Raw genomic sequence first — 23,852 nt, 5'->3', positions numbered from 1 at the left:
ACATCACGTCCGTTCCGGATTTGACTGTAGGGCCTGATCACGACAACCCGACGGCGCAGCTTCGGTTCCCACGGATCTTTTGCGAATTCGGCAATCGGTTCCAGGAACCACGACGAAGCCGCGATCACATGGCCCGGCGACCGGACGGGCCGATCCCAATGCCGGAGCCGGCCGGCTGAAGCACCGGCCGATCAAAGGCGGCCGACCGCTTCGAGCGTGGGCGGATCGGGATCGGTCCCTCCTTCCCCTCCCGGCACGACGCTGAAGGAGCCGTCGGTCTCCAGCACGACGGCCAGCACGCCGTTCAACTGCCTGCGCCCCTGGGCACGCAGGACGGCCATCACCTCCTCCCGCGTGACGCGCTGCTGTTTCAGGGCGCCCGGCAGGAACTCGCCCCGGTAGACGAGCAATGTCGGCTGAGCCTTGATGAACGCCTGGAAGCGGGGCGAGCGGACGGACGCCCAGGTGATGGCGTATTGCAGCAGGATCAGCAGAACCAGCGCCAGCACCCCTTCGGCCAGCGCCACCGACTTGCTGAGCAGCACGGTGGCGAGCGTCGAGCCGAGCGCCACCGTCACCACCAGATCGAAGGCGTTCATCTTGGTCAGGGTCCGCTTGCCGGACACCCGCAGCAGCAGCACCAGTGCGGCATAGGCGAGCACGCCGACCACCAGCACCCGGCCCAGACCGGTCCAACTGTCGAAGAACATCCCGCTTCCTTTCATCCTTTGGCTCGCCAACCGCTGCTTGCGGCCGGGAGTTCCGGGGTACGGTTCCGCCGCAAAAGCAGGCAAGCCCACCACCGATGCGCATGAACCGCCGGCGAGAGCAGATCCGTCGGGCGGAGTTGATTCAGCGCAGGCACGCCCTGCAGGAAACGCAAACAGAAAAGGACATGCCATGCGTATCGCAATGTTCATTCCCGTCATCGGCCTCGCCCTGGCCGCCGGCACCCCGGCCCTGGCGCAGTCGTCCTCCGGTCAGCAGAGCGGCCAGAAGAGCGGATCCTCGGCCACCCAATCCCATTCGCAGATTCAGGCGATGACCCAGGACAAGCTCCGCAAGCAGCTGGAGCAGGCCGGCTTCAAGAATGTGACGGTCATCGACGCCGCCTATCTGGTCCAGGCTCAGACCCAGGACGGCAACCAGGTGTTCATGACCGTCAATCCGCCGTCGCAGATGTCGGGCAGCTCCTCGTCCGGCTCCGGCGGCGCCACATCCGGAAATTCGGCATCCGGAAATGCGGCATCCGGCGGCCAGTCCGGCGCCTCCACCACCGGCAACAGCGGATCCGGCAGCGCCGGTTCGGGCAGCGGCACCACCAAGCAGTAAGGCGCCGTTCGCCCAGCCGTGAAGCGCGGGGGGACAGGCGTCTCCCCGCCCTTTCCGCATGTCCGCAGAGAGAGGCTGCCGTGGTCTGCATTCCCCGATCGACTCCGGCCAATCGACCAGGATGCCGGCCCCCGCTGGATTGGCTTCCGGTGGCGGCCAATCCCGGCGACGTGGCAACTGTCGTCGAGCAGGCGCGCAAGGCCGGGAAGGACCGTGTTATCCTTCTGTGGCGGCGGGATGGCCAGTCGCTGCTCCTTCCGCTGCCGCTGGGGTGATTAGATTGACGGGCCGCCTGCGCTACTACTGGATGTTCCTGCGCGAAAGCCTTTGGTTCGTGCCGCTGCTGATGAGCATCGCGGCAGCGGCGCTGGCCGTGCTTCTCGTCACCGAAGGCGAGATGCTGCCCGATGGGGCGGCGGAGCTGTGGCTGATCTACAGCGGCGATCCCGAAAGCGCGCGCCAGCTGCTGGGCGCCCTGCTGTCCGGCATCATCACCATGACGTCGCTGGTGGTCTCCATCACCGTCGTGGTGCTGACCCTGGCCGCCGGACAGCTGGGTCCGCGGCTGGTGCGGAACTTCATCGGCGATCCCCAGACCCAGACGGTGCTGGGATTGTTCGTCGCGACGATCCTCTACCTGCTGGTGGTTTTCCGCAGCATCGGCGCCCCCTCCGACAACGCGATTCCCCATTTCGCGATCAGCGTCGGCACGGCCCTGTCGGCGCTGTGCCTGTTCGTCCTGCTGTTCTACGTTCACAAGCTGGCGCGGTCGATCATGTACGACAACGCCGTGCGCACCGTTTCCCACCAGCTGCGGGACTCCATCGATCTGCTGCTGCCGAAGGAGGGGACGCCGGAGACGCCGCCGCCGGCGCCGGCCGATGCGGCGCGGATCGGGCTCGGGCGCGACGGATACATCCAGGCGGTCGATTTCGACGAGATGGTGCGCATCGCCTGCGACGCCGATGCGGTCATCTGGCTCGACGTGCGGCCCGGGCATTTCGTGCTTGCGCGCGGATGCCATCTCGCGGTGCACCCGCCCGAGGCCTGCAGCGACGCGTTGCGCCGGGATTTGGAGAAGGCCTTCATCATCGGGACGGAACGGACACCGACGCAGGACCTGGAATATGGCATCCGCCAGCTGGTGGAGATGGCGCTGCGCGCCCTGTCGCCGGGGATCAACGACGTCTATACGGGCCTGACCGTGATCGACATGCTGTCCTCCGCCCTGTCGCGCATCTTCGACCGGCCGCTGGAGGCCGCGCTGCTCCGCGACGGCCGGCAGCGGTTGCGGGTCGTCCGCGACGTGATGGACCATGACGGTCTGGTGCGCGCCGCCTTCGACCAGATCCGTCAGGCGGGAGCCGGAATGCCGGCCGTGCTGATCCGGGTGGCGGATGTCCTCGCGACCCTTGCGCCCTACGCTTGCGACGAAGCACGGCTGCGGCCTTTGCTGGATCAGATCGCCCTGATCGAGGAGGAGGGAAAGCGCGGCGATTTCCTCGACCGTGACCGCGAAGCGCTGCTCGGCCGCTGCCGCAACGCCCGCGAACGTCTGACCGCCCGCCCTGGTCCCCGCCCTGGTCGATGATCGGGGCGGGCCGCCCTGGCCGGAGCGACTCATCAATCTTGAGAGGCGGCGGGTTTCAATGGCCTGGAACGACCCCATGTCTACGGCTCCCGGCCGGGGCTTCCGGCCAGGGCTCCCGGTCTTGGCCGGGCTTGGTCTTTCCCGCGTCAGCCCTTGAACCCCAACGAGGAAGGGAACGATGAGCAACCTGAGCAAAGTCCTCGGCGTCATCCTGGCCAATGGGCTTGCCGGCCGCACGGGCCGGGGGCCGGCCTTTGCCGCTGCAATGCCCCTGCTCCTCGGCAAGAAGGGCAAGAAGAAAAAGAAGCACTTCTACGGCCACGGCTATGGCGGTCCGCATGGATATTCCCACGCTCCGGCCGCCGGGTTGGGCGGGCTTGCCGGCGGATTGGCGGGCGGACATGGTTCGGGGCTGCTTCAGAAGGCGGGGCTCGCCTCGCTGGCTTATCTCGCCTACCGCGCCTATCAGGACAGCCAGAAGCCGGCTCCCTCCGGATCGCGGCCGCCTCCCCCCGCCTCCAGCGGTCCGCTGGGCGGCATCCTCGACCGGTTGGGCCTCGGCGGCGTGTTTGGCGGCGCTAGGGGAGGCGGTTCCATGGGCGGCAGCGTCATGGGCGGCGGTGCGGCGGGCGGCCTTGGCGACCGTTTGGCCGGGGTGCTGCGCGGCGGCACGCCGGAACCCGATCTGGGCGATGCGAAGGCGCTTCTGCTGATCCGCGCCATGATCGCCGCGGCGAATGCGGACGGCCGGATTTCGCCCGACGAGCAGCGCCGCATCCTCGACAGCCTGGATGCCGCCCAGGCCGATCTGGAAGACCGGCGGATCGTCGAGGCGGAGTTGCGGTCGCCGCGCCCGATGGACGACATCGTCCGCGAAGTGCGCGATCCCGACACGGCGGAGCAGGTCTATCTCGCCTCCGAACTGGCGGTGCGCGGCGGCAGCGAGGTCGACCGCCAGTATCTGGCCTACCTCGCCGCCCGCCTAGGCCTGTCGGACTCCCGGCGGCAGGAGCTGGATTCGATGGTGTGACCTCCGCGTGGTCCGTCAAAGGGGGCCGTCAGCGGCGTGCCGGCGGGTCGGTGACGATGCGCGCCGGCTCGCCCTTGGCGGCGGGAGTCTCCGACGCCTCGTCGCGATACCAGAGCGGGATCGGCGGGTTCATCTCCGGATAACAGGCGCCGACGCAGCCGCGCGGCAGCCGGAAGGGCGTGGCCGTCAGCCCGTTCACCCGCCGGTCGACGCCGTCGCCGGCATCGCCGGCAAGCCCGACCACCTGCCCCTCCCCCAAACCGGCGGCGGCCATGTCGGCCGTGTTCATCGGCAGCACGTCGCGCGTTTCGATCAGCGCGCGGATGCGGCGATGGTCGGCCACCCATTCGTCCCATTCGACCTTCGGGTTCGGCGACAGGTTCCGCAGTGCCGCCGGGCCGATGGAGCGTCATCACCCCCGAAGCCCACGCTACCCCAATGGCATACCCCCTCCGCTGAGCGGGGGCCGGGCGTAATGGAGCCGGTCCGGTCCTGTTGGCAAGGGGGACAGGCCCCCGCAATGGTCGCGGTGGCCGCCGGGGAAGAGCCCCGGGGAAGAAATCCTCAGGTCAGCGGAGAATCATCCATGCCCAACGCCAAAGACAACCTGATCGCGTGGCTGCGCGATGCACATGCCATGGAAAGCCAGGCGGTCGAGATGCTTGAGCGTCAGGTCGACCGTATCAAGAATTATCCGGAAATGCTGGCGAAGGCCCAGGAACACATCGACGTTTCCAACCGTCAGGCGGAACGGCTGAGCCAGTGCCTGCAGTCGCTCGGCAGCAGCACCTCTTCGATCAAGACCGGCGTCGGCATGCTGATCGGCAATGCGCAATCGCTGTCGGGCGTGTTCGCCGACGACGAAATCGTGAAGGCCGGAATCTTCAACTATGCCTTCGAGCATTTCGAGATCGCCAATTACCGCGCCCTGATCGCCGCCGCCAACCGGGCGGGCGAGACGGAGATCGCCCGCACACTTCAGCAGAGCCTGGACGAGGAGATCGAAATGGCCTCCTGGCTGGAACAACGGCTGCCGCAGGTCACCGAAACCTTCCTGACGCGCCAGGAAGCCGGCACCACCGCCGAAGCCAAGCGCTGATCGGCATGATGCCGGGGGCCGGGCCATGCGGCTCGTCCCCCGGCGTTCCTGGTCCCGGATCAGCCTTTCTTTTGTTCGCCAGTCCGCTTGACGTCCGGTTTGGTCAGCACGCTCCGCAACAGTTCGGAGTTCTTCCGTGCTTCCTGCATCTGCCGGTTCCAGCCCGTGGCGAGTTGGTTGCGACCGCGCTCGGTGGCGTGGTTGGCGAGCCGACGAAACAACTCCACGCGGTCCTCATGGGTGCGCAGGGCGACCCACAGGGCCTTTTCCATCGCTTCCGCCTGCGCTTCCTCCATGCTGTCGGGGCTGTAGGCGTGGCCGACCTGGCAGCGGAAGCGCAGAGCCGCGCCGTCATGGATCTCGGACAGGCCGCCGCCGCATTCGGGGCAGGACAGGGTCGTCGGCTTGGCGACTGCCTGGGTATCGTCGGACACGGTCGTGAACTCCTGCTCGGCGATCCGCGCCTCCGTTGCGATATCCTGCGGGGTGGGCGGGCTTGGCGGTGCCGGTTCCGCGGAAAGCCGGGTGAGCAGGGCCGGCATCGCATCCAGCGTCAGGACATGGTCGACCTCGCCGCGCTCGATGGCGCTCCGCGGCATGCCGGGCCATTCCGCTTCGGCCGGGTCCTGGGCGATGCCGATTCCGCCGCAGCGGCGGATCGCCCGCAGTCCGGATGCGCCGTCGTCCAGCGCGCCCGACAGCACGATGCCGATCACGCGGCTGCCGAATGCCACGCCGGCGGAGCGGAACAGCGGATCCACTGCGGGCCGGGTGCGGTTTTCCCGTGGGCCGCGGCGGATCAGCACGCGATCGCGGTGGACCAGCAGATGATGGTCGGGCGACGCCACGTGGATGTGGCCGGGGCGGATGGGCTCTTCATCGGCGGGGTGGAAGGCCGGCAGCCAGCCGACCCGGTCGAGCAGGAGCGGCAACACGCTGTGCGCGGTCGGCGAGATATGCACGACCACGAACACGGTCGGCGTAAATCCCTTCGGCATGCCGCCGAAAAGCCGTTGTAGGGCGGGCAGCCCGCCGGCCGATGCGCCGATGGCAAGGATGTCGCGTTTGTCCATGGAACTGGAACAGGGTCTGACTTGCGGTGTCCCGTCACTCACGCAATATTTCCCGGCATCCTCCCAACGATTCACGAACGGAGCCTGGGACGTCACACCGCTTGAGTGGGGTGGGGACAGACGATTATGCTCCGCCCGACGCTGTGGCAATGCAAGACTATGACAAAAAATACGGAAGACCCCGACGGCGATTTCAGCAAACTGATCCGCCACATCCAGGAAAGCCGCGGAATTGACTTTCGCGGATACAAGCGGACCAGCCTGGAACGGCGGATCCGCCGGCGGATGGAGGAGGTCGGCTGCGACGGCTTCGCGGCCTACCATGCCTTCCTGGAGGTCCATCCCCAGGAATTCGTCGATCTGCTGAACACCGTTCTGATCAACGTCACATCCTTTTTCCGCGACACCGACGCCTGGGACGTGTTGCGACGGGACGTCGTGCCGCGCATTCTGGAGCGCAAGGGCGACAGCGGCCCGATCCGCATCTGGAGCGTCGGCTGCGCAACCGGCGAAGAGCCCTATTCGCTGGCCATGCTCCTCGCCGAACTGCTGGGAACGACGGAGTTCTGCCGGCGGGTCAAGATTTACGCCACCGATCTCGACGACGCGGCCTTGGACACGGCACGCCACGCGACCTATTCCGCGCGGGAGGTGGAATCCGTACCCGAACCGCTGCTGGAACGCTATTTCGACCATGCGAACGGCCAATACGTGTTTCAGCGCGAGCTGCGCAAATGCGTGATCTTCGGCCGCCACAATGTGGTCAGCGATGCGCCGATTTCCCGGATCGACCTTCTGATCTGCCGCAACCTCCTGATCTATCTGGAGGCCGACACCCAGGGCGTCGTGCTGCCGCGCCTGCATTACGCCCTGGTCAATGACGGGTTCCTGTTTCTGGGAAAGGCGGAGACCCAGTTGGCGCGGTCGCGCATGTTCGAAGCGGTGAACCTCAAGAGCCGCATCTTCTCCAAGGTGCCGCAGGAATGGCGGCGCACCGCCGGCGGCAGCCTGACGATCGCCGGTGATGGCGGCGGGAGCCGGGCCAACCAGCAGCTCCGATTGCTGGAGAGCATCGTCGACAGCAGTTCCACCGGCTATCTGGCGGTGAATGCCGAAGGAGTGCTGGTGTTCGCCAATGCCCATGCCCGGCGTCTGTTCGATGTCGAGGAGAACGATATCGGCCGTCCGTTCCACGACCTGACCATTTCCTACCGGCCGACGGAACTGCGGAGCCGGATCGAGGAAGTGCGGAATTCCGGCCGCATGGTCCGCATCGACCACCAGCCCTTCACGCGGACGGGGGCGGAACCGATGCGGCTGACCATCGAGGTGGCGCCGCTCTGCAGCAGGGATGGCAAGCCCTTTGCCACGCTGCTCAGCTTCTTCGACACCAGCCGGATCTTTCTGCTCCAGCAGGAAGTCGAAGCAGCGCAGGAAAGCCTCGAAACGACCATCGAAGAGCTTCGATCCTCCAACGAGGAGTTGGAGACGACCAACGAGGAACTCCAGTCGACCAATGAGGAGCTGGAGACGACCAACGAGGAACTCCAGTCCACCAACGAGGAATTGGAGACGATGAACGAAGAGCTGCGCTCCACCAACGACGAGCTGGAGGTGACCAACGATGAAATGCGGCGCCAGAGCGAAGAGGTCGGGGAATATCGCCGCTATTCGGAATCGATCCTCCGCAGCATCGATGTCGGCATCATCGTGCTGGACGACAACCTGATCGTCCAAGCCTGGAATCGCTGGAGCGAGAACATCTGGGGATTGCGGAACGATGATGTGACGGGCGAACCGTTCCTGGACCTCGACATCGGCCTGCCAGTGCAAATGCTCCGCCGCCCGCTCCAGGACATCCTGGAAACCCAGGCACCCGCCGAACCGGTGGAGATGGAGGCGATGGACCGGCGCGGCCGCCGGATCAGCTGCCGCATCCGCATTTCCCCGCTGCTCTATGACAACCGGCAAGCCCGCGGCGCCATCCTGATCATCGAAGACGTGACGGAACGTGCGAGGTCCGATGCCTTTGCCAGTTATCTTGGCCGCATCATCGGGAAGTCGCGGAACGAGGTCTATTTCCTCGATCCCGTTACCTTCAGCGTCCAGTTGGTCAACAAGGGGGCGGAAGAGAAGCTCGGCCACTCGCCGGATGCTCTGCGTCAGATCGCTCTGCATGACCTGATGCCCGATATCGATGCAATCGCCTTCACCAAGCTGGTGGCACCGCTGCTGCAGGGCGAGAAGGCGGAGATCGTCTTCGAGACGACGATCGAGCGCAGTGACGGGTCGATGCGCCCGGCTGAGCTTTGCATGCAATATTTCCGCGAGGAACAGCCGCCGATCCTGGTGGCGCTCGCTCATGACGTGACGGAACGACAGCGCATCGGACTGAGTGACGACCGGTTGGAGGCTGCGCCGGGATGATGGGCCCGGATGGAGGCCCGGATGCAAGTGGACGGCTTGCGGGTTGCACGGTCGGGCAGTTCAGGCTTCATCAAAAGATCATTGGCTTCCGGGCATCGGTACTGGCATCAAAACTTTATTTCATGCGAATAATTTGGATGTTTCAATATATGTTGGCTTAATCCAACCGCCCGGTGCACCGTCGGCCGACAGCAGGTTGGAAGGAGCGTGGTGGCATGTCGGACAGTCATGGGTTGAGCGCCGGCTGCGCTGGACAAGCCAAGCCGCTGATCGTCCAGCCGATCTGGGATCGGCTCGACCATGCTGTCATCGTGACGGATTGCGATCTGACGGCACCGGGGCCTACCATCCGCTATGTGAACCGTGCCTTCACCCGCCTTACCGGCTATCGTGCGGACGAGGTGATCGGCCGGTCGCCTCGCCTTTTGCAATCCCCCCGCACCGATCGGACGGTGGTGGCGACGATCGGGCGCGACTTGCGCGAAAGTGATTTCTGCCGCGTCACGCTGACCAACCGACGCAAGGACGGGACCGAGTATCTGTGCACTCTGATCATCACCCCGCTGATCGGGCCGACGGGTGAGACCGAGCATTTCATCTGCGTTGCCGAACAGCTGAAGGAGGACTCGTCGCACGCCATTCTCCGGCGCGATTCGGCCGAACTGGAGCAGGCACAGACGCTCAGCGAGGATTTGGAAAAGCGCCTGGACGAGGCGAACGATCTGATCGGGCGGCAGCAAAGCGAATTGGCTGCGCTTGCCGAGCGCCACAGGGTCGCATACGTCCGGCTGGAGGCGGTGCAGGAGCGTCTGGCGTTGCGCGAAAGCGCGCTGGACCGCTACAGCCGGGATATAGACCGATCCGACAGCGAACTGCACGCCTCCATGGAAGAGCTGCGGGCGATGGACGAGGAACTGCGTATCACGCTGGAGCAGATGGAAGAGGCCAATCTGCATCTGGCCCGTTCCAACGAGGAACTTCGCTGTTTGCGGGCCGCCGACGCCGACAAGCTTCAGTTGCTTGCCTCCGCCAGCCATGACCTGCGCCAGCCGGTGATGTCGATGGGATTATTCCTGGACGTGCTGCGCCATCGCTTGGGCGAGGCCGAACGCCCTCTTCTCGGCGGGCTTCTGGCCGCGCACGTCTCGATCCGCACCCTGCTGGACGGTATGCTGGACAGTGCAAGGCTGGATGCCGGCGCGCTGAATCCGATGATCGAGCCGGTGCCGATGGCGGTGATGCTGGACGTCATCCATAGCGAATTCATGCTTCAGGCCGAAATGCGCGGGCTGCGGTTCCGGGTGAAGCCCTGTGCCGCAACGGTTTCCAGCGACGCCCAGCTTCTGGAGCGCATTCTGCGGAACCTCGTCGCCAACGCGCTGAAATACACCACCACCGGCGGTATCCTGCTGGGTTGCCGCCAGTGCCGCGATGCGGAAGGCGGCAGGCACCTGCGCATCGAGGTTTGGGATACCGGCCCCGGCATCGTCGAGTACAACCTGAGTGCAATCTTCGAGGAGTTCAGGCAGCTCGACAACCGCGACCGCGGCCAGAGCCGCGGGGTCGGGCTTGGCCTTGCCATCGTGGCACGGCTGGCCAGACAGCTGAAGCATCTGATCGGCGTGCGGTCGTGGCCGGGACGCGGCTCCGTGTTTTCAGTGACCGTTCCGCTTGCTCCGAAGCATAGTCCCGTCGATGAATGGTCGCTGCCTCGCCGAACCGACTGAAAGTACAGCGTCCGGTGGCGATATCGATACCTTCGGTTCGTTCGGCGCTTACCCCCATGCATCTTTGGGTATACGGAAGGGACCGTTCATCCTTTTCCGCTGTTGGTACTAGGCTTACCGAGCAGTCCGCCGGTGCCCTGTGCCTCGGCGGACCGGACGAATGAAAGGGAACAGAGGTGGATCAACACGCACAGCATGCCCATGGCTCTGCAGTGCAGGAACTGGTGTCGGACCGCCGGGCTCTGTCCGCCGATCCTGTCAAGTTCCTGATCGTCGACGACCATGCCCTTGTGCGGTACGGGCTGTCGCTGGCATTGAGGCAGCGCTATGAGGGGGCCGTGATCTTCGAGGCGGGATCGCTGGCCGAAGCCATGCGCAAGGCCCGGTCGGAAACCGATCTCACCGCCATTCTCTATGACCTGCAAATGAGCGACAGCGACGAGCGCAGCGGCCTTGCCGATATGCTGGAGGCGGCGGGCGACGTGCCGCTGATCGTGGTGTCGGGGGCGACCGACGGCGCCGTCATCGCTTCCTGCATCCGTGCCGGTGCCCGCGGCTTCGTCAACAAGGGCTGTGAAGGGGTGGTGCTCGACCAGGCTCTTCCGATCGTGATGGAAGGCGGCATCTTCGCCCCGGCGCCGCCCGCCGCGCGCGACGGCCGTCCGGTGCGCATCGCCATGGCGCTATCCACCCCGATCAGGACCGAGAGCGACGCGGTCAACGGCCTGACCGACCGCCAGCGCGAGGTGCTGCGGCTGCTGCTGGAAGGCCAGTCGAACAAGGAGATCGCCCGCGCGTTGGGCGTGCTGGAGGGGACGATCAAGGTGCATCTGCGAACGGTGATGCAGCGTCTGGGCGTGCGCAACCGCACCCAGCTGGCGCTTGCCACCATGCGGGCGGGGATCAAGCTGCAGTCCTGATCCGCACCGTGCCTGACTCCGCCGTCCTTGGTTAGCATGCCGCAGGGCCGATTCCGCGCTGTTGGGCGGCGTCCAGCAGGCTGATCAGTTCACCCGACACCCACCAGCGGCATTTGCGGCGTTCTTCCGTCGCGACGGTCACCACGCGCTCGATCAGCCGGCTTTCCCCCGCATTGAGTTCGCGCCCGTCACGCAGCGCCCGTTCGACGATGGCCAGCAGGGTCTTGTCGATGGCGGTGATCTCGATGGGATAGCCGGTATCCTCCGCCAGTTCGCACAGCTCGGCCATGGCGGACAGCGCGTCGTCGCGGCCATAGCTGCCGATCTGGCGGAACAGGCCGGCCAGATGCTCGCCGATGGCCGTCAGCCAGGGGTTGGTCGAGGCGGCGATGCCGCGGCGGCGCAGCCGGTGATTGAAGCCGTTGATGAAGCGCACCGGCTCGATCAGCGGCCGCGCGGATGTGCTGGCGTTGAGAGTCAACAGTCGGTGGCTCAGCACCGGCACCACCTCTCCCTCCACCAGCCCGGTGACGCGGCCGACGGCGGCGGACACCGCGGCCCAGTTCCGGCCGCCGCGCTCCACCCCGAAGCCCTGCAGCGCGTCATACCAGCGGAAGGCGCGTTCCTGCAGGCGGTCCACCGTCTCGCCCGCGGTCAATTGCGGCGGGGCAGGGCGGCCGAGATGGAGATCCTCCAGCTTCTGGCGCAGGCATTGCCAGGCGAACTGGACATGGCCCACCGCGGCTTCCACCAGGGGCGAGTTCGGGAACAGGCCGTAGAGCGCCAGCGCCTGATCGGCATCGCGCGATCCGTTCACCAGGGACAGGGCGTAGAACAGGGCGCCGTCCGGCGTTCCGGCATGTTGCGCCATCTCCGACACGGCGTGCAGGATGCCGATGGTGTCGCGCGGACGCACGGCCAGGCGCCATTGGGGGGCGTGCTCCAGCATCGCGTCCAGCAGGGCAAGATCGCCCATCGACAGCGGCGCCACGCTGGCCAAGCCGCGCTTGCGCAGCAGGGTGATCCGCTCGGCATTGGCCGTCGCCAGCAGCGTGCCGGCTCCGCCGCGCTGGCGCAGGATCGCAAGCGAGCGGACGCGTAGCTCCTCCGCCCACCCGGCCGCGGCGGGGGAGGCGAGGACGGCATCGAGCGGATGCTCGCTGGCCCGCGCGGCGATGTCGGTCTGCACCCGGCCGGCCAGCTCGCGCAGGTGTGGCAGCAGGGCAAACCACCAGGCGCTGGCATCGACCACATGCATGCAGCCGGGCGGCCGCGTTTCCGCCAGCATCAGCGCATCGGTGCGCAGCATCACCGGGTCGAACCAGCCGGTCCAGATGCGGCGGGCATGTTCGGTGCGTGGGCCGTTCAGCATGGCGACGATCAGGCGGCCGACCTCGACCGTCATCTGGTCGTCTTCCAGATGACCGGCCTGTACCAGTTCGAACAGTTTGGACTTCTGCGCGCGGTCGAGCGGGGCCAGGATCGCCTTGACCTTGTCGAGGCTGACGGCCGCCGGATCGGGTTCGGCAGTGTGAAGCGGGACGGTCTGAAGGGAGGCGCTGCGGTTGGGGCGGCCGGCCATGGCATTCACGGGCGCTGCTGAATCGGCGTAATTTTAGGTACTGGCAGTGATTATTGCTACTGATATGTAGTGACATATTCTGTCGAGCTGTGTCGGATCGCCGACGCACGGCATAGGTCGCGGCCGTCCGGCACCAGCGGGTCGGCATTGAAACGAGTTGTATCAAATGTTGCCTAAATTTATTTCATTTAAGGGCTAAATCGAGTCTTCCCGCCCAGTGGTTGTGAGCCCATTATCCAGACAGGCAACGCGTCCAGCATGAAGGCGGCCCCCAATGGTCCCGCAGCAAATCGCCGACACCACCCTCAGGTTGTTTCCCGTCATGAGCCACGCCGACCACAGCAAGGCCCAGCAGGTCGTTGACGATGTCGTCGCCCGTCTGGTCGGCGCCGGTCTGTCCGACGCGGAGCGTGCCGAGGCCTGCGAGGCGACGCTGAGGCAACTGATGGCATACCTGATCGAGCGCGAAGGCTGGTTGGCGGAGGAGTTCGCCGCCATTGCCCGTTCACTGGGCGCCTACTGAAGCTCGGCCGGTTGCGGACCGCAAGACCGCCCTTCGGCAATTGTATTTAGGGCTGGTCTGCCGAGAAAGCCCCTCTCCCCTTGCGGGGCGGGATCGGCCAAACGCCAACGGCGTTTTGCCGACCCGCGGGTTGGGGTGAGGGGGCGCAAATCCGGATTGCACCGGCCTATGGCCGGCAGCACCCCTCATCCCAACCCTTCTCCCACAAGGGGAGAAGGGCTTCGGAGGCGAAATGTCATCGCTCCAAATCCAAATGCGATTTCCCTGGAGACCGCCCTTCGGCCTGTTGCAAGCCCCCTCCGTCGCAGGCAAGGTCCGGTGGAGCCGTCGGTCGGGGAGTGGAAGAGCGTGGCGCAGAAGGTCATCGGCCTCATCGGAGGCATGAGCTGGGAAAGCTCCGCCGAATATTACCGGATCGTCAACGAGCGGGTTCGTGACCGCCTGGGCGGGCTCCACTCCGCACGCTGCCTGATGTGGTCCTTCGATTTCGCCGAGATCGAGGCGCTCCAGCATGCCGGCCGCTGGGACGACGCGACGGCCCTGATGATCGACGCCGCCCGGCGGCTGGAGCGGGGAGGGGCCGACTTCGTCGTCATCTGCACCAACACCATGCACCGCATGGCCGATCAGGTGCAGGCGGCCATCGGCCTGCCGTTGCTGCACATCGCGGATCCCACTGCCGAGCGCATCCGCGCCGCCGGACTGCGGCGCGTCGGCCTGCTGGGCACCGCCTTCACCATGGAACAGGACTTCTACAAGGGCCGGCTCGTCCAGAAGCATGGGCTGGAGGTTCTGGTCCCCGACGATGCCGACCGCTCCACCGTGCACCGCGTGATCTACGACGAACTGGTCCAGGGCCGTATCGAAGAGGCATCGCGGCAGGCCTACCGCGGCGTGATCGCGCGGCTCGTCGAGCGCGGGGCGGAGGCGGTGATCCTCGGCTGCACGGAGATCATGCTGCTGGTCCGTCCGGAGGACAGCCCGGTGCCGCTCTACGACACCACGGCCATCCATGCCGAGGCCGCGGTGGAACTGGCGCTTTCCACCCGGTAAAGCCAGCCTCCACCGCCATTCCCGATCATTGCCCGCCCGGACCGTTACTCGGTCTGCCCGCCCACGCCTGCAAGGTCGGGGTGGATGCCCAGGACCTCCGCAGCCATCCTGGCAACGGTGCCGTTGACGGGGGGCGGGGCGATGTTGACGCCCTTCTTCAGGGCGGCGGTGACCGTCTCCAGCACCTTGATGCGGGCGTACCATTTGGAGTTCGCCTCCACCGCATGCCAGGGCGCGTTGGGGGTGGAGGTGCGGTCGAACATCGCCTCCGCCGCCTTGACGTAATCGTCCCACTTGGCGCGGTTGCGCAGATCCTCCTCCGTCAGCTTCCAGCGCTTGTAGGGGTTCTTCATCCGCTCGCGGAAGCGCTCCAGCTGTTCTTCCGGGGTGATGTGCAGGAACAGCTTGACGATGCGCGCGCCGTCGTCGGTCAGCAGCCGTTCGAATTCGTTGATCTCGTCATAGGCGCGTTTCCACTGGTCCTTGGTGGCGAATTTCTCCACCCGTTCCACCAGGACGCGGCCGTACCAGGAGCGGTCGAAGATGGCGAAGGTCCCGGCGGCCGGCAGTTTGGTCCAGAAGCGATAGAGGTAATGCTTGCTCTGCTCCTCCGCCGTGGGGGAGGAGATCGGCCAGACATGGAAGCCGCGGGGGTCGAGCGGCTCGGTCATGCGGCGAATTGCCCCGCCCTTGCCGGCGGCATCCCAGCCTTCGAACACCACGATGGCCCGGCGCTTTTCATGCCAGTAGGTCTGCTGGATGTGCAGCAGCTCCTTCTGCAGCTTGCCGAGTCGGCGGTCGTATTCCTCAGCGCTGTCATACTGCGCCTTGTTCTGGTCCAGTTTACCGAGGCGGATCTTCGCGACCTTGCCGGGCTTTTCGGCCATGCGGGGCATCCTGTTCTGTTAGGTTCGGTTGGTGTGTCGCGGGCGGCGGGCGGAACCTTCACTGCTCCGCCGGGTTGACCGGCGGGGGCAGGTGCCGGCCGTGGCGCCGGTCCGGTTGCCTCCCCTGGGGAGAGTGAGGTCATCCCGTCGATCGATCCCACAACGGGACCGGCGGGCTGTCAACGAAGAAGCAGGGCCAAGGAAGGGGGTTCCATGAACATCGTCGGACCGCGGATCTACAACCTGTTTCCGACCCTGGCGGGTCCCGTCCGCGATTGGGCCGGGCACCTGCCGCGGATTCAGGGGATGGGATTCGACTGGATCTTCCTGAACCCGATCCACCAGCCGGGATTCTCCGGCAGCCTCTATGCCGTCAAGGACCCCTATCGCCTGCACGACGCCCTGCGCGGCGGGTCGCAGGAGAGCGACGACGAGCTGCTGCGCCGCTTCATCGGTGAAGCCGGTGCGCATGGCCAGTCGGTGATGATGGATTTCGTCATCAACCACACCTCGCGCGACGCGCTGCTGGTCGACCGCCATCCCGACTGGTACAAGCGCGGCGCGGATGGCGACCTGCACCGTCCGGGCGCGGTCGATCCCAACGACAGCAGCCTCGTCACGGTCTGGGGCGACCTCGCCTCGCTGGATTACGACCGGGCGGAGTCGCGCGCCGGGCTGATCGGCTACTGGTCGGACTATCTGCGCCATTACATCGGACTGGGCGTGAAGGGCTTCCGCTGCGACGCCGCCTATCAGGTGCCGGCAGAGGTGTGGAAGAGCCTGATCGACGCCGCCCACGCCGTGAACCCGGAGGTGAAGTTCTTCGCCGAGACGCTGGGCTGTACGGTGGAGCAGGTGCGCGAGCTGTGCGGCGCCGGCTTCGACTTCCTGTTCAACAGCGCCAAATGGTGGGACTTCAAGGCCGACTGGCTGCTGGACCAGTATGAGGAGTTCCGCTGGATCGCCCCGTCCATCGCCTTTCCGGAAAGCCACGACACCGACCGTCTGGCGGCGGAGGTCGGCAGCCAGGATGCGGTGCGGCTCGCCGCCCAGATGAAGATGCATTACCTGTTCGCCGCCAGCTTCTCCACCGGCGTCTTGATGCCGGTCGGCTATGAATACGGCTTCACCCGCAAGCTGGACGTGGTGCGCAGCAGCCCCGCCGACTGGGAACAGCCGAAGCTGGACCTGTCCGGCTTCATCGGCGCCGTCAATGCCATGAAGGCCGCAACCCCGGCCCTGAACGTCGAGGGGCCGCAGCGCCGCGTGACCTCGCCCCACAGCCCGGTGCTGGGGCTGATCCGGCAGGTGGACGGCGCCGCCCTCGACCAGCCCGACGGCTGCGCCATCCTGGTGCTGAACCCGGACGAGAACCGGCCGCACACCCTGGACGTCGGCCCCATTCTGGCGGCCACCGGCGGCACCTATGAGGCGTTCGAGGATGTGACGCCGGAGGCCGAACCGCTGCCGATGGAACCCGGCACGCCGATGATGCTGCGGCCGATGGAACTGCGCGTTTTCCGCGCCCGCGCCGCCCGCAGCCACCCGGTCGAACTCCATGACGTGGAGGAGCGGGAATGGATGGACTCCATGGCCGCCGGCCGCATGACCATCGAGAACGTCTATCCGGAACTCGACGGCGGCCGCTTCGCCATCAAGCGGGCGGTCGGCGACCTGATGGAGGTGTGGGCAGACATCTACACCGACGGCACCTTCGTGCTGGCCGCGTCGGTCATGTACAAGGCGGACGGCGACGACGAGTGGAGCGAAGCGCCGATGCGGCTGCACGAGAACGACCGCTGGGTCGGCCGCGTGCCGCTGACCCGCAATGCCCGCTACACCTACAGCATCGAAGCCTGGCGCGACGTCTGGGAAAGCTGGCGCGCCGACTTCAAGAAGAAGGTCGATGCCGGCATGGTCGTCGATCTGGAACTGGTGGAGGGCCGACGCTTCGTCGAGCAGGCGCTGGACCTGAACCATGGTGACGGCCGTGCCGCGCTGGAGGCGGTGATCGAGCGGATGCAGTCGCTGGCCGGCCGCGAGGCCATCGACTATGCCCTGTCGGACGAGCCGCGCCGTGTCATGGCGCTCTATGGCGAGCGGCAATACAAGTCGCGCTATGTGCGCGAACTGGAGGTCTATGTCGACCGCACCGCCGGCGCCTATTCGGCATGGTTCGAGATCTTTCCGCGGTCCGCCTCGCCCGATCCGTCGCGTCCCGGTACATTCGACGACGTGGTGAATCTGCTGCCCATGGTGCGCGACATGGGCTTCGACGTGCTGTATTTCCCGCCGATCCACCCCATCGGCCGTGCCTTCCGCAAGGGCAGGAACAACACGCTGAACCCCGGTCCGGACGATCCCGGCGTGCCCTATGCCATCGGCGGCGAAGAGGGCGGGCACGACGCCATCGACCCGATGATCGGCGATTTCGACAGCTTCCGCCGGCTGGTGCGCGAGGCCAAGCGCCACGGCATCGAGATCGCGCTGGATTTCGCCGTCCAGTGCTCGCCCGATCATCCCTGGGTGAAGGAGCATCCGCACTGGTTCTACTGGCGGCCCGACGGCACCATCCGCTATGCCGAGAACCCGCCGAAGAAGTACCAGGACATCGTGAATGTCAGCTTCTACCGCCAATCCTATCCGGACCTGTGGTACGCGCTGCGCGACGTGGTGCTGATGTGGTGCAAGGAGGGGGTGCGCATCTTCCGCGTCGACAACCCGCACACCAAGCCCTTCCCCTTCTGGGAATGGATGATCCGCGAGGTGCAGGACCGCTACCCCGACGCCCTGTTCCTGGCCGAGGCCTTCACCCGGCCCAAGCTGATGAAGCGGCTGGCCAAGGTCGGCTTCACCCAGTCCTACAGCTATTTTACCTGGCGCACCACCAAGGCGGAGCTGACCGAGTATCTGACCGAGCTGACGCAGGGTGAATCGCGGGAATACATGCGGCCGAACTTCTTCGCCAACACCCCCGACATCCTGCCGCCGACCCTGACCCAGGGTGGGCGGCCGGCGCACATGATGCGGGCGGTTCTGGCGGCGACGCTGGCCGGCGTCTACGGCCTTTATGGTCCCTATCTGCTGTGCGAGGCGGAAGCCTATCCCGGCAAGGATGAGTACAACCATTCAGAGAAGTACGAGCTCCGGCACTGGGACTGGAACCAGCCCGGCAACATCCGCGACTATGTGACCGCCATCAACCGCATCCGCCGCGAAAATCCGGCGTTGCAGCAGTTCATCAACCTGCGCTTCTACAACGCCTTCGACGACAACATCCTGCTCTACGGCAAGATGACGGCGGCCAAGGACAACGTGATCCTGATCGCGGTGAACCTCGACCCCCACAACGGCCATGGCGGGACCATCGAGGTGCCGCTGTGGGAACTCGGTCTGCCCGACGGCGCCCATGTCCAGGTGGAGGATCTGTTCAGCGGCCACCGCTTCACCTGGATCGGCAAGTTCCAGCATGTCTGGCTGGATCCTCACCGCAACCCCGCGGCGATCTGGCGGATCGTGCCGCCGGGGGTGTGAAAGCTCTGGCGACGGAGGCCCCCTCCCCATCCCTCCCCCGCTTTGCGGGAGAGGGGGTAGGACGCTTGCAGAAGTGATGTGGAAGACAACGGCAGTCCCCTCTCCCGCGTAAGCGGGGGAGGGTTAGGGAGGGGGCAACCGATCCCGCCACTTCACAACAAAAAAGCGGCCCCGCAGGGCCGCTCTTCCCAATTCATCCCGCCCACCGGTCAGCGGCGGCGGATCATCGTCACGCCGCCCACGGTCTTGTCGAGAAAGGCGATCATGGTGTCCGGCTTGTGGCCCACGGAAGAGGCGGCGAAGGCCATCCACCAGCGCGCCATGGGGGTCGTCCAACCATAACGGTCGGCGATGACCTGAACATCCAGGGTAGAGGTCATGGTCGTCTGGGGAGTCGTCGCGGCGCCGGCGGTACGGGCAGCACCGGACGGGGTAACCTGGGATTCGACGCTGTGCATGGTTCCTCCCAATGGGGACATTCGGTGTCCGCCTGCGCGGTACCTTATCCCTCAACCACCGGAAGGGGCAGAGTGGCTTTGGTGCTAATGGGTACTATACCTTTGGCTGCAAAGGCCGGCGGCAACAGGGCATCCTTCGGATAGGCGGAGCAGATAATATCAGCGTTTCCAATGCCCTGACCGAAAGGCGCGAGGCCGGGTGGCGGCAGGCGATTGCCGGACCGTCCCGTCGGGGGATGTCACCATGTCGCAGCCTTGTCCCGCGGCCCCTTCACTTGGCGGCCAGCAAGGCCCGCGGCGCGCGGTCCGCACCGCTCGCCAGCGGCATCTTCGGGTCGGCGATCCAGGCGACGATGTCGTTCACGACAAGCTGGCCCTTCAGGTCGCGCAGCAGCATGTGATAGCCGTCGGGATAGACCGCGACGACATGCCGGCCGCCGGCCTCGAAGTCCTTCAGCGCACGTTCCACCGGCCGCGGCGGCAGCACCTCCTCATGCGCGCCGTAGAGCACCAGCGAGGGCGTCTGCAACTGCCGGCAGGCATCGAGCGCCGCGCCCATCAGGTCGGTCAGCCCCTCCAGCGCATCGACGCGCGATCCCTTGATGACCAGCGGATCGCGGCCCAGTGCCCGCAGCATCTCGATGTTGTCGGACGGGCGGATGTTCAGGTCGCGCGGCGGGTGCACCACCATGCCGGGCACCAGATTGTAGGTGACCCACAAGGCGGCGCGCGGGAAGAAGCCCATCGCCTGCCGGCCCCAGACGGCGGGGGCGACCAGGATGGTGCCGTCGACCTTGGGCGGGTTGGGGCCGGTCATCGCGGTCAGCACCACCGCACCGCCCATGCTTTCGCCCATCAGATAGACCGGCACGCCGGGATGACGCTTGTGCACCATCTCCACCGCGGTGCCGGCGTCGCTGACCAGGGTCGGCGTGCCAGCCCACACCCCGCGGTCGCGGGTGGCGCCGAAGCCGCGCTGGTCATAGGCGTAGGTGGCGATGCCGGCCGCGGCGAACTCGCGGCCGGCGCCGTCGAAGGCGTTGGAATAGTCGTTGTAGCCATGCAGGGCCACCACGGCGGCCCGAACCTTGCCGTCGGCCGGAAGCCAGGAGCGCATCGGCAGCTCGAAGCCGTCGGCGGCGATCAGCACCTTGTCGTTCAACTGCGGCTGGACGACGGCCGTCCCCATCGGCTGGAAATTCGCGGCACAGCCGCCAAGCAGAAGTCCCAACCCGAGAACAGCCGCCAATCCGCTACGCCGCATGGATTACCCCTGTGTTGCCGTGCGCACCACCCGTCAGTTGGAGGAATATATCCTCCAGATCCGATTCCTCGGTCGTGACATCGATGATGCCGATGCCCGATGCGGCCAGCGCCGACAGGATGGCGCCCGCGCGCTGGCGGCTGGGCTGATAGCGGACCACCATCCGCCGCGGCTCCGGCAACTCCACCGTATAGCCTTCAAGCGAGGACGGGGCGGCGGACAGGTCGCGCTCCAGCGTCAGGCAGAGCGCCTTGTTGTCCACCCGGCGCAGCAGAGTCGTCTTCGGCTCGCAGGCCACCACCTGTCCGTGGTTGATGATGGCGATGGTGTCGCACAGCTCCTCCGCCTCCTGGAGGTAATGGGTGGTCAGCAGCACGGTGGTGCCGGACTTGTTGAGCGTGCGCACATAATCCCAGAGCTGGCGGCGCAGCTCCACGTCGACGCCGGCGGTCGGCTCGTCCAGGATCAGGACCGGCGGGGTGTGCACCATCGCCTTCGCCACCATCAGCCGGCGCTTCATGCCGCCCGACAGCGAGCGGGCGTGGGCATCGGCCTTGTCGGACAGCCCGACGGCGTCCAGCAACTCCTCCGTCCGGCGTTCCTTCTTCGGCACGCCGTAGAGGCCGGCCTGAAGCTCCAGCATCTCGCGCGGGGTGAAGAAGGGATCCATGTTCAGTTCCTGCGGCACCACGCCGATGGAGGCGCGGGCGCGGCGCGGCCGCTCCGACACCTCGTGGCCCCAGATGCTGGCGGTGCCGCCGGTCTTGTTCACCAGCCCGGCGAGGATGTTGATCATCGTCGACTTGCCGGCGCCGTTGGGGCCGAGAAGCCCGAACAGCGACCCGCGCGGAATGGCGAGGTCGATGCCCTTCAGCGCATGCTTCGGCCCGGCCTTTCCGGTCGGCTGGTAGATCTTGGTCAGGCCGCGCAGCTCGACCGCGTTGGCCGGGAGCGAGACGGGCGTGGGGGTATCGGTGGGCGCGGCCATTGATCCTGAACCATGATGATTGCGGTTGGCGAAAAAGCCCGGCGATCCGGTGGTTTCCCCCGTTGATCCGCGGCGCGCGATGGGTATCATCCGGCCCGCGCGCGCGGTACCTCTCGACGGGGGCCCGGACAGCGGGCGTGTCCACGATGGCGTGAACCGGCGCGCCTGTCAAAACAGAGGATGACTGCCATGCAGCCGACCGAGACGATCCTTGTTGAAACCTCGACCGTCGGGTGCGACGCCGGCGGCGGCGCGCTGGGCCATCCGCTGGTCTACCTGACGCTGGATCGCGAAGGGCAGGTGGAATGCCCCTACTGCTCGCGCATCTACAAGCTGAAGGAAGGCGCCAAGGTCGCCCACGGTCATTGATCAAGGCAAACGCATTGGGATTTTGTTCGTGAGCGAAGCCCCTCTCCCCTTGCGGGAGAGGGGTTGGGGTGAGGGGGCAAGTCTAAAGATTTCAACGACCTGCGGTCGCTGCACCCCTCATCCCAACCCTTCTCCCGCAAGGGGAGAAGGGCATCCGAAGCGCAACATCTTCGCTCGAATGCCAATGCGATTGCCCTGAGCACTGATATCGGTCGGCGTGTCCGTCCTGCTGGCGGGCAAATCAGATCCGGCCGGCCAGCAGGACCAGCACCGCAAGCGCCAGCAGCGCCGACAGCCCCTGCCAGAAGGCCAGCGGGTTGCGCTCGATCAGCGGCCGGCGCCGCGCCCCTGCCGCATGCTTGCGCGGGTGGCGCAGGTCGTACAGGAACTCCGACAATTCCTGATAGCGCTTGGCCGGGTCCGGATGGGCCGCCTTGCGCAGCACCCCGTCCAGCCAGACGGGAATGTCCCGCTCGTCGTTGAGGGCGGTGCGGTAGACCAGCTTGCGCTGGCGCGCCCGCGTGGTGGCCGTCGCCGCATCGCCGCCATAGGGCAGCCTGCCGGTCAGCATCTGATAGGCGATGACCCCCAGCGCATAGAGATCCGACGCCGGCGTCCCGCCTTCGCCCAGGAAATACTCCGGCGCGGTGTACTGCACGGTGCCCAGGATTTCGCTGCGGTCGGCGTCCGGCATGGTCTCCAGGATGCCGGGCACCAGAACCGAGCCGAAATCGACGATCTTCGCGGTGCCGGTGCGGTCGATCATCACGTTGTCGGGCCGCAGGTCCTGGTGCAGCATTTCCAGCCGGTGGAAGGCCTGAAGCCCCTTGCCGATCTGCTCGACGATGGCGCGCACCGTGGGCAGGTCGGGGCTGGGATGGTCGCGCATCCACTGGGTCAGTGTTTGCCCCTCGATATATTCCGTCACCACATAGAGGTGGCGGCGCGGACGGCTCTGCGGCGGCGGCTTCAGCACATGGGGGCTGTTCACCCGACGGGCGATCCATTCCTCCATCAGGAAGCGGCGCAGATGGGCGCGGTCGTCGCGCCGGTCGATGGCCGGAACCTTCAGCACCACCGCCGGCCCGCCGTCGCCATCCTGGGCGAGATAGACATGGCTGCGGCTGCTGGCATGCAGTTCCCGCAGAATCCGGTAGCCCTCGAACTCCGCCCGCGGCTCCAGCAGGGGCGGCAGCGGAAGGTCGGACAGGCGTTGGAACAGGTCGCCGGCATCGGGAGCGGGCACGGCGTCGATGCGCAGGATCTGGATCGTCAGATTGTCCGGACTGCCGCGGCGCAGCGCCTCCTCCACCGCGAGTCGCGCCGCCCGGTCCAGATCGTCCGAGTTTGCGGCAATCGTGCTGATTAAAAAATCGGCATCGACATGCTCATAGACGCCGTCGGTCGCCAGCAGGAAGACGTCGCCCGGCTCCACCGCCACCTCGCGGTAGTCGATCTCCAGATGCGGCGCCACGCCCATTGCCCGGCCGAGATAGCTGACCTCCGACGAGACGACCACCCGGTGATCGGTGGTCAGCTGCTCCAGCGACCGGCCGGCGACGCGGTAGATGCGGGAATCGCCGACATGGAACAGGTGCGCCGTGGCCGATTTCAGCACCAGCGCGCTCAGCGTGCAGGCATAGCCGCGGTCCTGGTCGTAGCGGTATTCGCTGCGCCGGTTCTGGGCGTGCAGCCAGGAATTGGTCGCGGCCAGCACGCGCTGCGCCGCCGTCTTCACCGACCAGCTTTCCGGCGTGCAGTAATAGTCGGTCAGGAAGCTCTTCACCGCGGATTCGCTGGCGACGTGGCTGACCCGGCTGCTGCTGATGCCGTCGGCCAGCGCCAGGGCGATGCCCTTCATCCCCAGAAGCGGCGCCACCGGGATCAGGGCGCCGTGAAAGTCCTGGTTGGCGTCCTTCCGCCCCTTGTCGGACCATTGGCCGATGGAGATCCGCAACTCTTTCACGATGCCGGTCCCGTCAAGGAAAACCCCGG

At 66.3% G+C, this 23,852-nt stretch carries 20 protein-coding genes; 11 read left to right on the top strand and 9 right to left on the bottom strand.

The annotated features are described in order from the left end of the window. Positions 1-191: 191 nt before the first annotated feature. Positions 192-710 (bottom strand): DUF421 domain-containing protein, encoded by a 519-nt coding sequence (locus AZOLI_RS22630; RefSeq protein WP_014249514.1) that lies wholly within the window; start codon positions 708-710, stop codon positions 192-194. Between the two features lie 190 nt (positions 711-900). Here AZOLI_RS22630 and AZOLI_RS22625 point away from each other — a divergent pair, with 190 nt between their 5' ends. The 3 genes from AZOLI_RS22625 to AZOLI_RS22615 all read left to right on the top strand — a co-directional run bounded on the left by AZOLI_RS22625 (position 901) and on the right by AZOLI_RS22615 (position 3,953). Continuing rightward, complete coding sequence (locus tag AZOLI_RS22625; RefSeq protein ID WP_014249513.1) at positions 901-1,332, top strand: PepSY domain-containing protein; 432 nt, start codon at positions 901-903, stop codon at positions 1,330-1,332. Between the two features lie 280 nt (positions 1,333-1,612). Beyond that, positions 1,613-2,923: a DUF2254 domain-containing protein gene (locus AZOLI_RS22620; RefSeq protein ID WP_014249512.1), complete on the top strand. Its 1,311-nt coding sequence runs from the start codon at positions 1,613-1,615 to the stop codon at positions 2,921-2,923. Between the two features lie 178 nt (positions 2,924-3,101). Next, on the top strand, positions 3,102-3,953 hold the full coding sequence (locus AZOLI_RS22615; protein ID WP_014249511.1) for a tellurite resistance TerB family protein: 852 nt from the start codon (positions 3,102-3,104) through the stop codon (positions 3,951-3,953). A 28-nt stretch (positions 3,954-3,981) separates the two neighbouring features. On the opposite strand, the gene AZOLI_RS22610 is transcribed toward AZOLI_RS22615, so the two are convergent. Continuing rightward, entirely contained in the window at positions 3,982-4,296 is a 315-nt protein-coding gene (locus tag AZOLI_RS22610) for a hypothetical protein (RefSeq protein WP_014249510.1), read from the bottom strand. Between the two features lie 243 nt (positions 4,297-4,539). Here AZOLI_RS22610 and AZOLI_RS22605 point away from each other — a divergent pair, with 243 nt between their 5' ends. Continuing rightward, complete coding sequence (locus AZOLI_RS22605; RefSeq protein WP_014249509.1) at positions 4,540-5,052, top strand: ferritin-like domain-containing protein; 513 nt, start codon at positions 4,540-4,542, stop codon at positions 5,050-5,052. A gap of 59 nt (positions 5,053-5,111) precedes the next feature. On the opposite strand, the gene AZOLI_RS22600 is transcribed toward AZOLI_RS22605, so the two are convergent. Continuing rightward, positions 5,112-6,125 carry a chemotaxis protein CheB gene (locus AZOLI_RS22600; protein ID WP_014249508.1) on the bottom strand — a complete coding sequence of 338 codons (1,014 nt, stop codon included), beginning with the start codon at positions 6,123-6,125 and terminating at the stop codon, positions 5,112-5,114. Between the two features lie 126 nt (positions 6,126-6,251). Here AZOLI_RS22600 and AZOLI_RS22595 point away from each other — a divergent pair, with 126 nt between their 5' ends. From AZOLI_RS22595 to AZOLI_RS22585, 3 genes are all read left to right on the top strand, one after another. Beyond that, positions 6,252-8,552, top strand: a complete 2,301-nt coding sequence (locus tag AZOLI_RS22595) for a CheR family methyltransferase (protein WP_343206330.1) — start codon at positions 6,252-6,254, stop codon at positions 8,550-8,552. A 215-nt stretch (positions 8,553-8,767) separates the two neighbouring features. Beyond that, a complete protein-coding gene (locus tag AZOLI_RS30720) occupies positions 8,768-10,279 on the top strand; it encodes an ATP-binding protein (RefSeq protein ID WP_162488384.1) in 1,512 nt (503 codons plus the stop codon). 176 nt (positions 10,280-10,455) lie between these two features. Next, the gene (locus AZOLI_RS22585) at positions 10,456-11,199 is read left to right on the top strand and encodes a LuxR C-terminal-related transcriptional regulator (RefSeq protein WP_162488383.1); all 744 of its coding nucleotides are present in this window, start codon (positions 10,456-10,458) and stop codon (positions 11,197-11,199) included. Positions 11,200-11,230: 31 nt separating this feature from the next. On the opposite strand, the gene AZOLI_RS22580 is transcribed toward AZOLI_RS22585, so the two are convergent. Further along, entirely contained in the window at positions 11,231-12,781 is a 1,551-nt protein-coding gene (locus AZOLI_RS22580) for a hypothetical protein (protein ID WP_014249502.1), read from the bottom strand. A gap of 322 nt (positions 12,782-13,103) precedes the next feature. On the opposite strand from AZOLI_RS22580, the gene AZOLI_RS22575 reads away from it, so the two are divergent. Both AZOLI_RS22575 and AZOLI_RS22570 read left to right on the top strand, forming a co-directional pair. Then, a complete protein-coding gene (locus tag AZOLI_RS22575; protein WP_014249501.1) occupies positions 13,104-13,304 on the top strand; it encodes a hypothetical protein in 201 nt (66 codons plus the stop codon). Positions 13,305-13,685: 381 nt separating this feature from the next. Next, positions 13,686-14,357, top strand: coding sequence for an aspartate/glutamate racemase family protein (locus tag AZOLI_RS22570; RefSeq protein WP_044553038.1), 672 nt, complete (start codon positions 13,686-13,688; stop codon positions 14,355-14,357). A gap of 44 nt (positions 14,358-14,401) precedes the next feature. Here the strand turns inward: AZOLI_RS22570 and AZOLI_RS22565 are convergent, their stop codons facing one another. Further along, complete coding sequence (locus tag AZOLI_RS22565; protein WP_014249499.1) at positions 14,402-15,244, bottom strand: polyphosphate kinase 2 family protein; 843 nt, start codon at positions 15,242-15,244, stop codon at positions 14,402-14,404. A 213-nt stretch (positions 15,245-15,457) separates the two neighbouring features. Between AZOLI_RS22565 and AZOLI_RS22560 the strand changes: the two genes are divergently transcribed. Continuing rightward, on the top strand, positions 15,458-18,778 hold the full coding sequence (locus AZOLI_RS22560; RefSeq protein ID WP_014249498.1) for a maltotransferase domain-containing protein: 3,321 nt from the start codon (positions 15,458-15,460) through the stop codon (positions 18,776-18,778). Between the two features lie 209 nt (positions 18,779-18,987). Here the strand turns inward: AZOLI_RS22560 and AZOLI_RS22555 are convergent, their stop codons facing one another. From AZOLI_RS22555 to AZOLI_RS22545, 3 genes are all read right to left on the bottom strand, one after another. Continuing rightward, positions 18,988-19,236, bottom strand: coding sequence for a hypothetical protein (locus AZOLI_RS22555; RefSeq protein ID WP_044552802.1), 249 nt, complete (start codon positions 19,234-19,236; stop codon positions 18,988-18,990). Positions 19,237-19,507: 271 nt separating this feature from the next. After that, positions 19,508-20,467, bottom strand: a complete 960-nt coding sequence (locus tag AZOLI_RS22550; protein ID WP_244442639.1) for an alpha/beta hydrolase — start codon at positions 20,465-20,467, stop codon at positions 19,508-19,510. 22 nt (positions 20,468-20,489) lie between these two features. Continuing rightward, positions 20,490-21,488: an ABC transporter ATP-binding protein gene (locus tag AZOLI_RS22545; RefSeq protein WP_014249496.1), complete on the bottom strand. Its 999-nt coding sequence runs from the start codon at positions 21,486-21,488 to the stop codon at positions 20,490-20,492. 189 nt (positions 21,489-21,677) lie between these two features. Here AZOLI_RS22545 and AZOLI_RS22540 point away from each other — a divergent pair, with 189 nt between their 5' ends. Continuing rightward, positions 21,678-21,857, top strand: a complete 180-nt coding sequence (locus AZOLI_RS22540) for a zinc-finger domain-containing protein (protein ID WP_429725912.1) — start codon at positions 21,678-21,680, stop codon at positions 21,855-21,857. Positions 21,858-22,098: 241 nt separating this feature from the next. Here AZOLI_RS22540 and AZOLI_RS22535 read toward each other — a convergent pair whose 3' ends face one another. Continuing rightward, complete coding sequence (locus tag AZOLI_RS22535; RefSeq protein WP_044552799.1) at positions 22,099-23,826, bottom strand: bifunctional protein-serine/threonine kinase/phosphatase; 1,728 nt, start codon at positions 23,824-23,826, stop codon at positions 22,099-22,101. Between the last annotated feature and the right edge of the window lie 26 nt (positions 23,827-23,852).

The sequence above is a fragment of the Azospirillum lipoferum 4B genome (assembly GCF_000283655.1).
GTDB classification, from domain to species: domain Bacteria; phylum Pseudomonadota; class Alphaproteobacteria; order Azospirillales; family Azospirillaceae; genus Azospirillum; species Azospirillum lipoferum_C.
This window is presented reverse-complemented; position numbering and strand designations above follow the sequence as displayed.

Coding starts and splice junctions, on each gene's coding strand:
- AZOLI_RS22630 (WP_014249514.1), bottom strand. CDS start 710: ATGTTCTTCGACAGTTGGACCGGTCTGGGCCGGGTGCTGGTGGTCGGC.
- AZOLI_RS22625 (WP_014249513.1), top strand. CDS start 901: ATGCGTATCGCAATGTTCATTCCCGTCATCGGCCTCGCCCTGGCCGCC.
- AZOLI_RS22615 (WP_014249511.1), top strand. CDS start 3,102: ATGAGCAACCTGAGCAAAGTCCTCGGCGTCATCCTGGCCAATGGGCTT.
- AZOLI_RS22605 (WP_014249509.1), top strand. CDS start 4,540: ATGCCCAACGCCAAAGACAACCTGATCGCGTGGCTGCGCGATGCACAT.
- AZOLI_RS22600 (WP_014249508.1), bottom strand. CDS start 6,125: ATGGACAAACGCGACATCCTTGCCATCGGCGCATCGGCCGGCGGGCTG.
- AZOLI_RS22595 (WP_343206330.1), top strand. CDS start 6,252: ATGCTCCGCCCGACGCTGTGGCAATGCAAGACTATGACAAAAAATACG.
- AZOLI_RS30720 (WP_162488384.1), top strand. CDS start 8,768: ATGTCGGACAGTCATGGGTTGAGCGCCGGCTGCGCTGGACAAGCCAAG.
- AZOLI_RS22580 (WP_014249502.1), bottom strand. CDS start 12,781: ATGGCCGGCCGCCCCAACCGCAGCGCCTCCCTTCAGACCGTCCCGCTT.
- AZOLI_RS22575 (WP_014249501.1), top strand. CDS start 13,104: ATGAGCCACGCCGACCACAGCAAGGCCCAGCAGGTCGTTGACGATGTC.
- AZOLI_RS22570 (WP_044553038.1), top strand. CDS start 13,686: ATGAGCTGGGAAAGCTCCGCCGAATATTACCGGATCGTCAACGAGCGG.
- AZOLI_RS22565 (WP_014249499.1), bottom strand. CDS start 15,244: ATGGCCGAAAAGCCCGGCAAGGTCGCGAAGATCCGCCTCGGTAAACTG.
- AZOLI_RS22560 (WP_014249498.1), top strand. CDS start 15,458: ATGAACATCGTCGGACCGCGGATCTACAACCTGTTTCCGACCCTGGCG.
- AZOLI_RS22555 (WP_044552802.1), bottom strand. CDS start 19,236: ATGCACAGCGTCGAATCCCAGGTTACCCCGTCCGGTGCTGCCCGTACC.
- AZOLI_RS22545 (WP_014249496.1), bottom strand. CDS start 21,488: ATGGCCGCGCCCACCGATACCCCCACGCCCGTCTCGCTCCCGGCCAAC.
- AZOLI_RS22540 (WP_429725912.1), top strand. CDS start 21,678: ATGCAGCCGACCGAGACGATCCTTGTTGAAACCTCGACCGTCGGGTGC.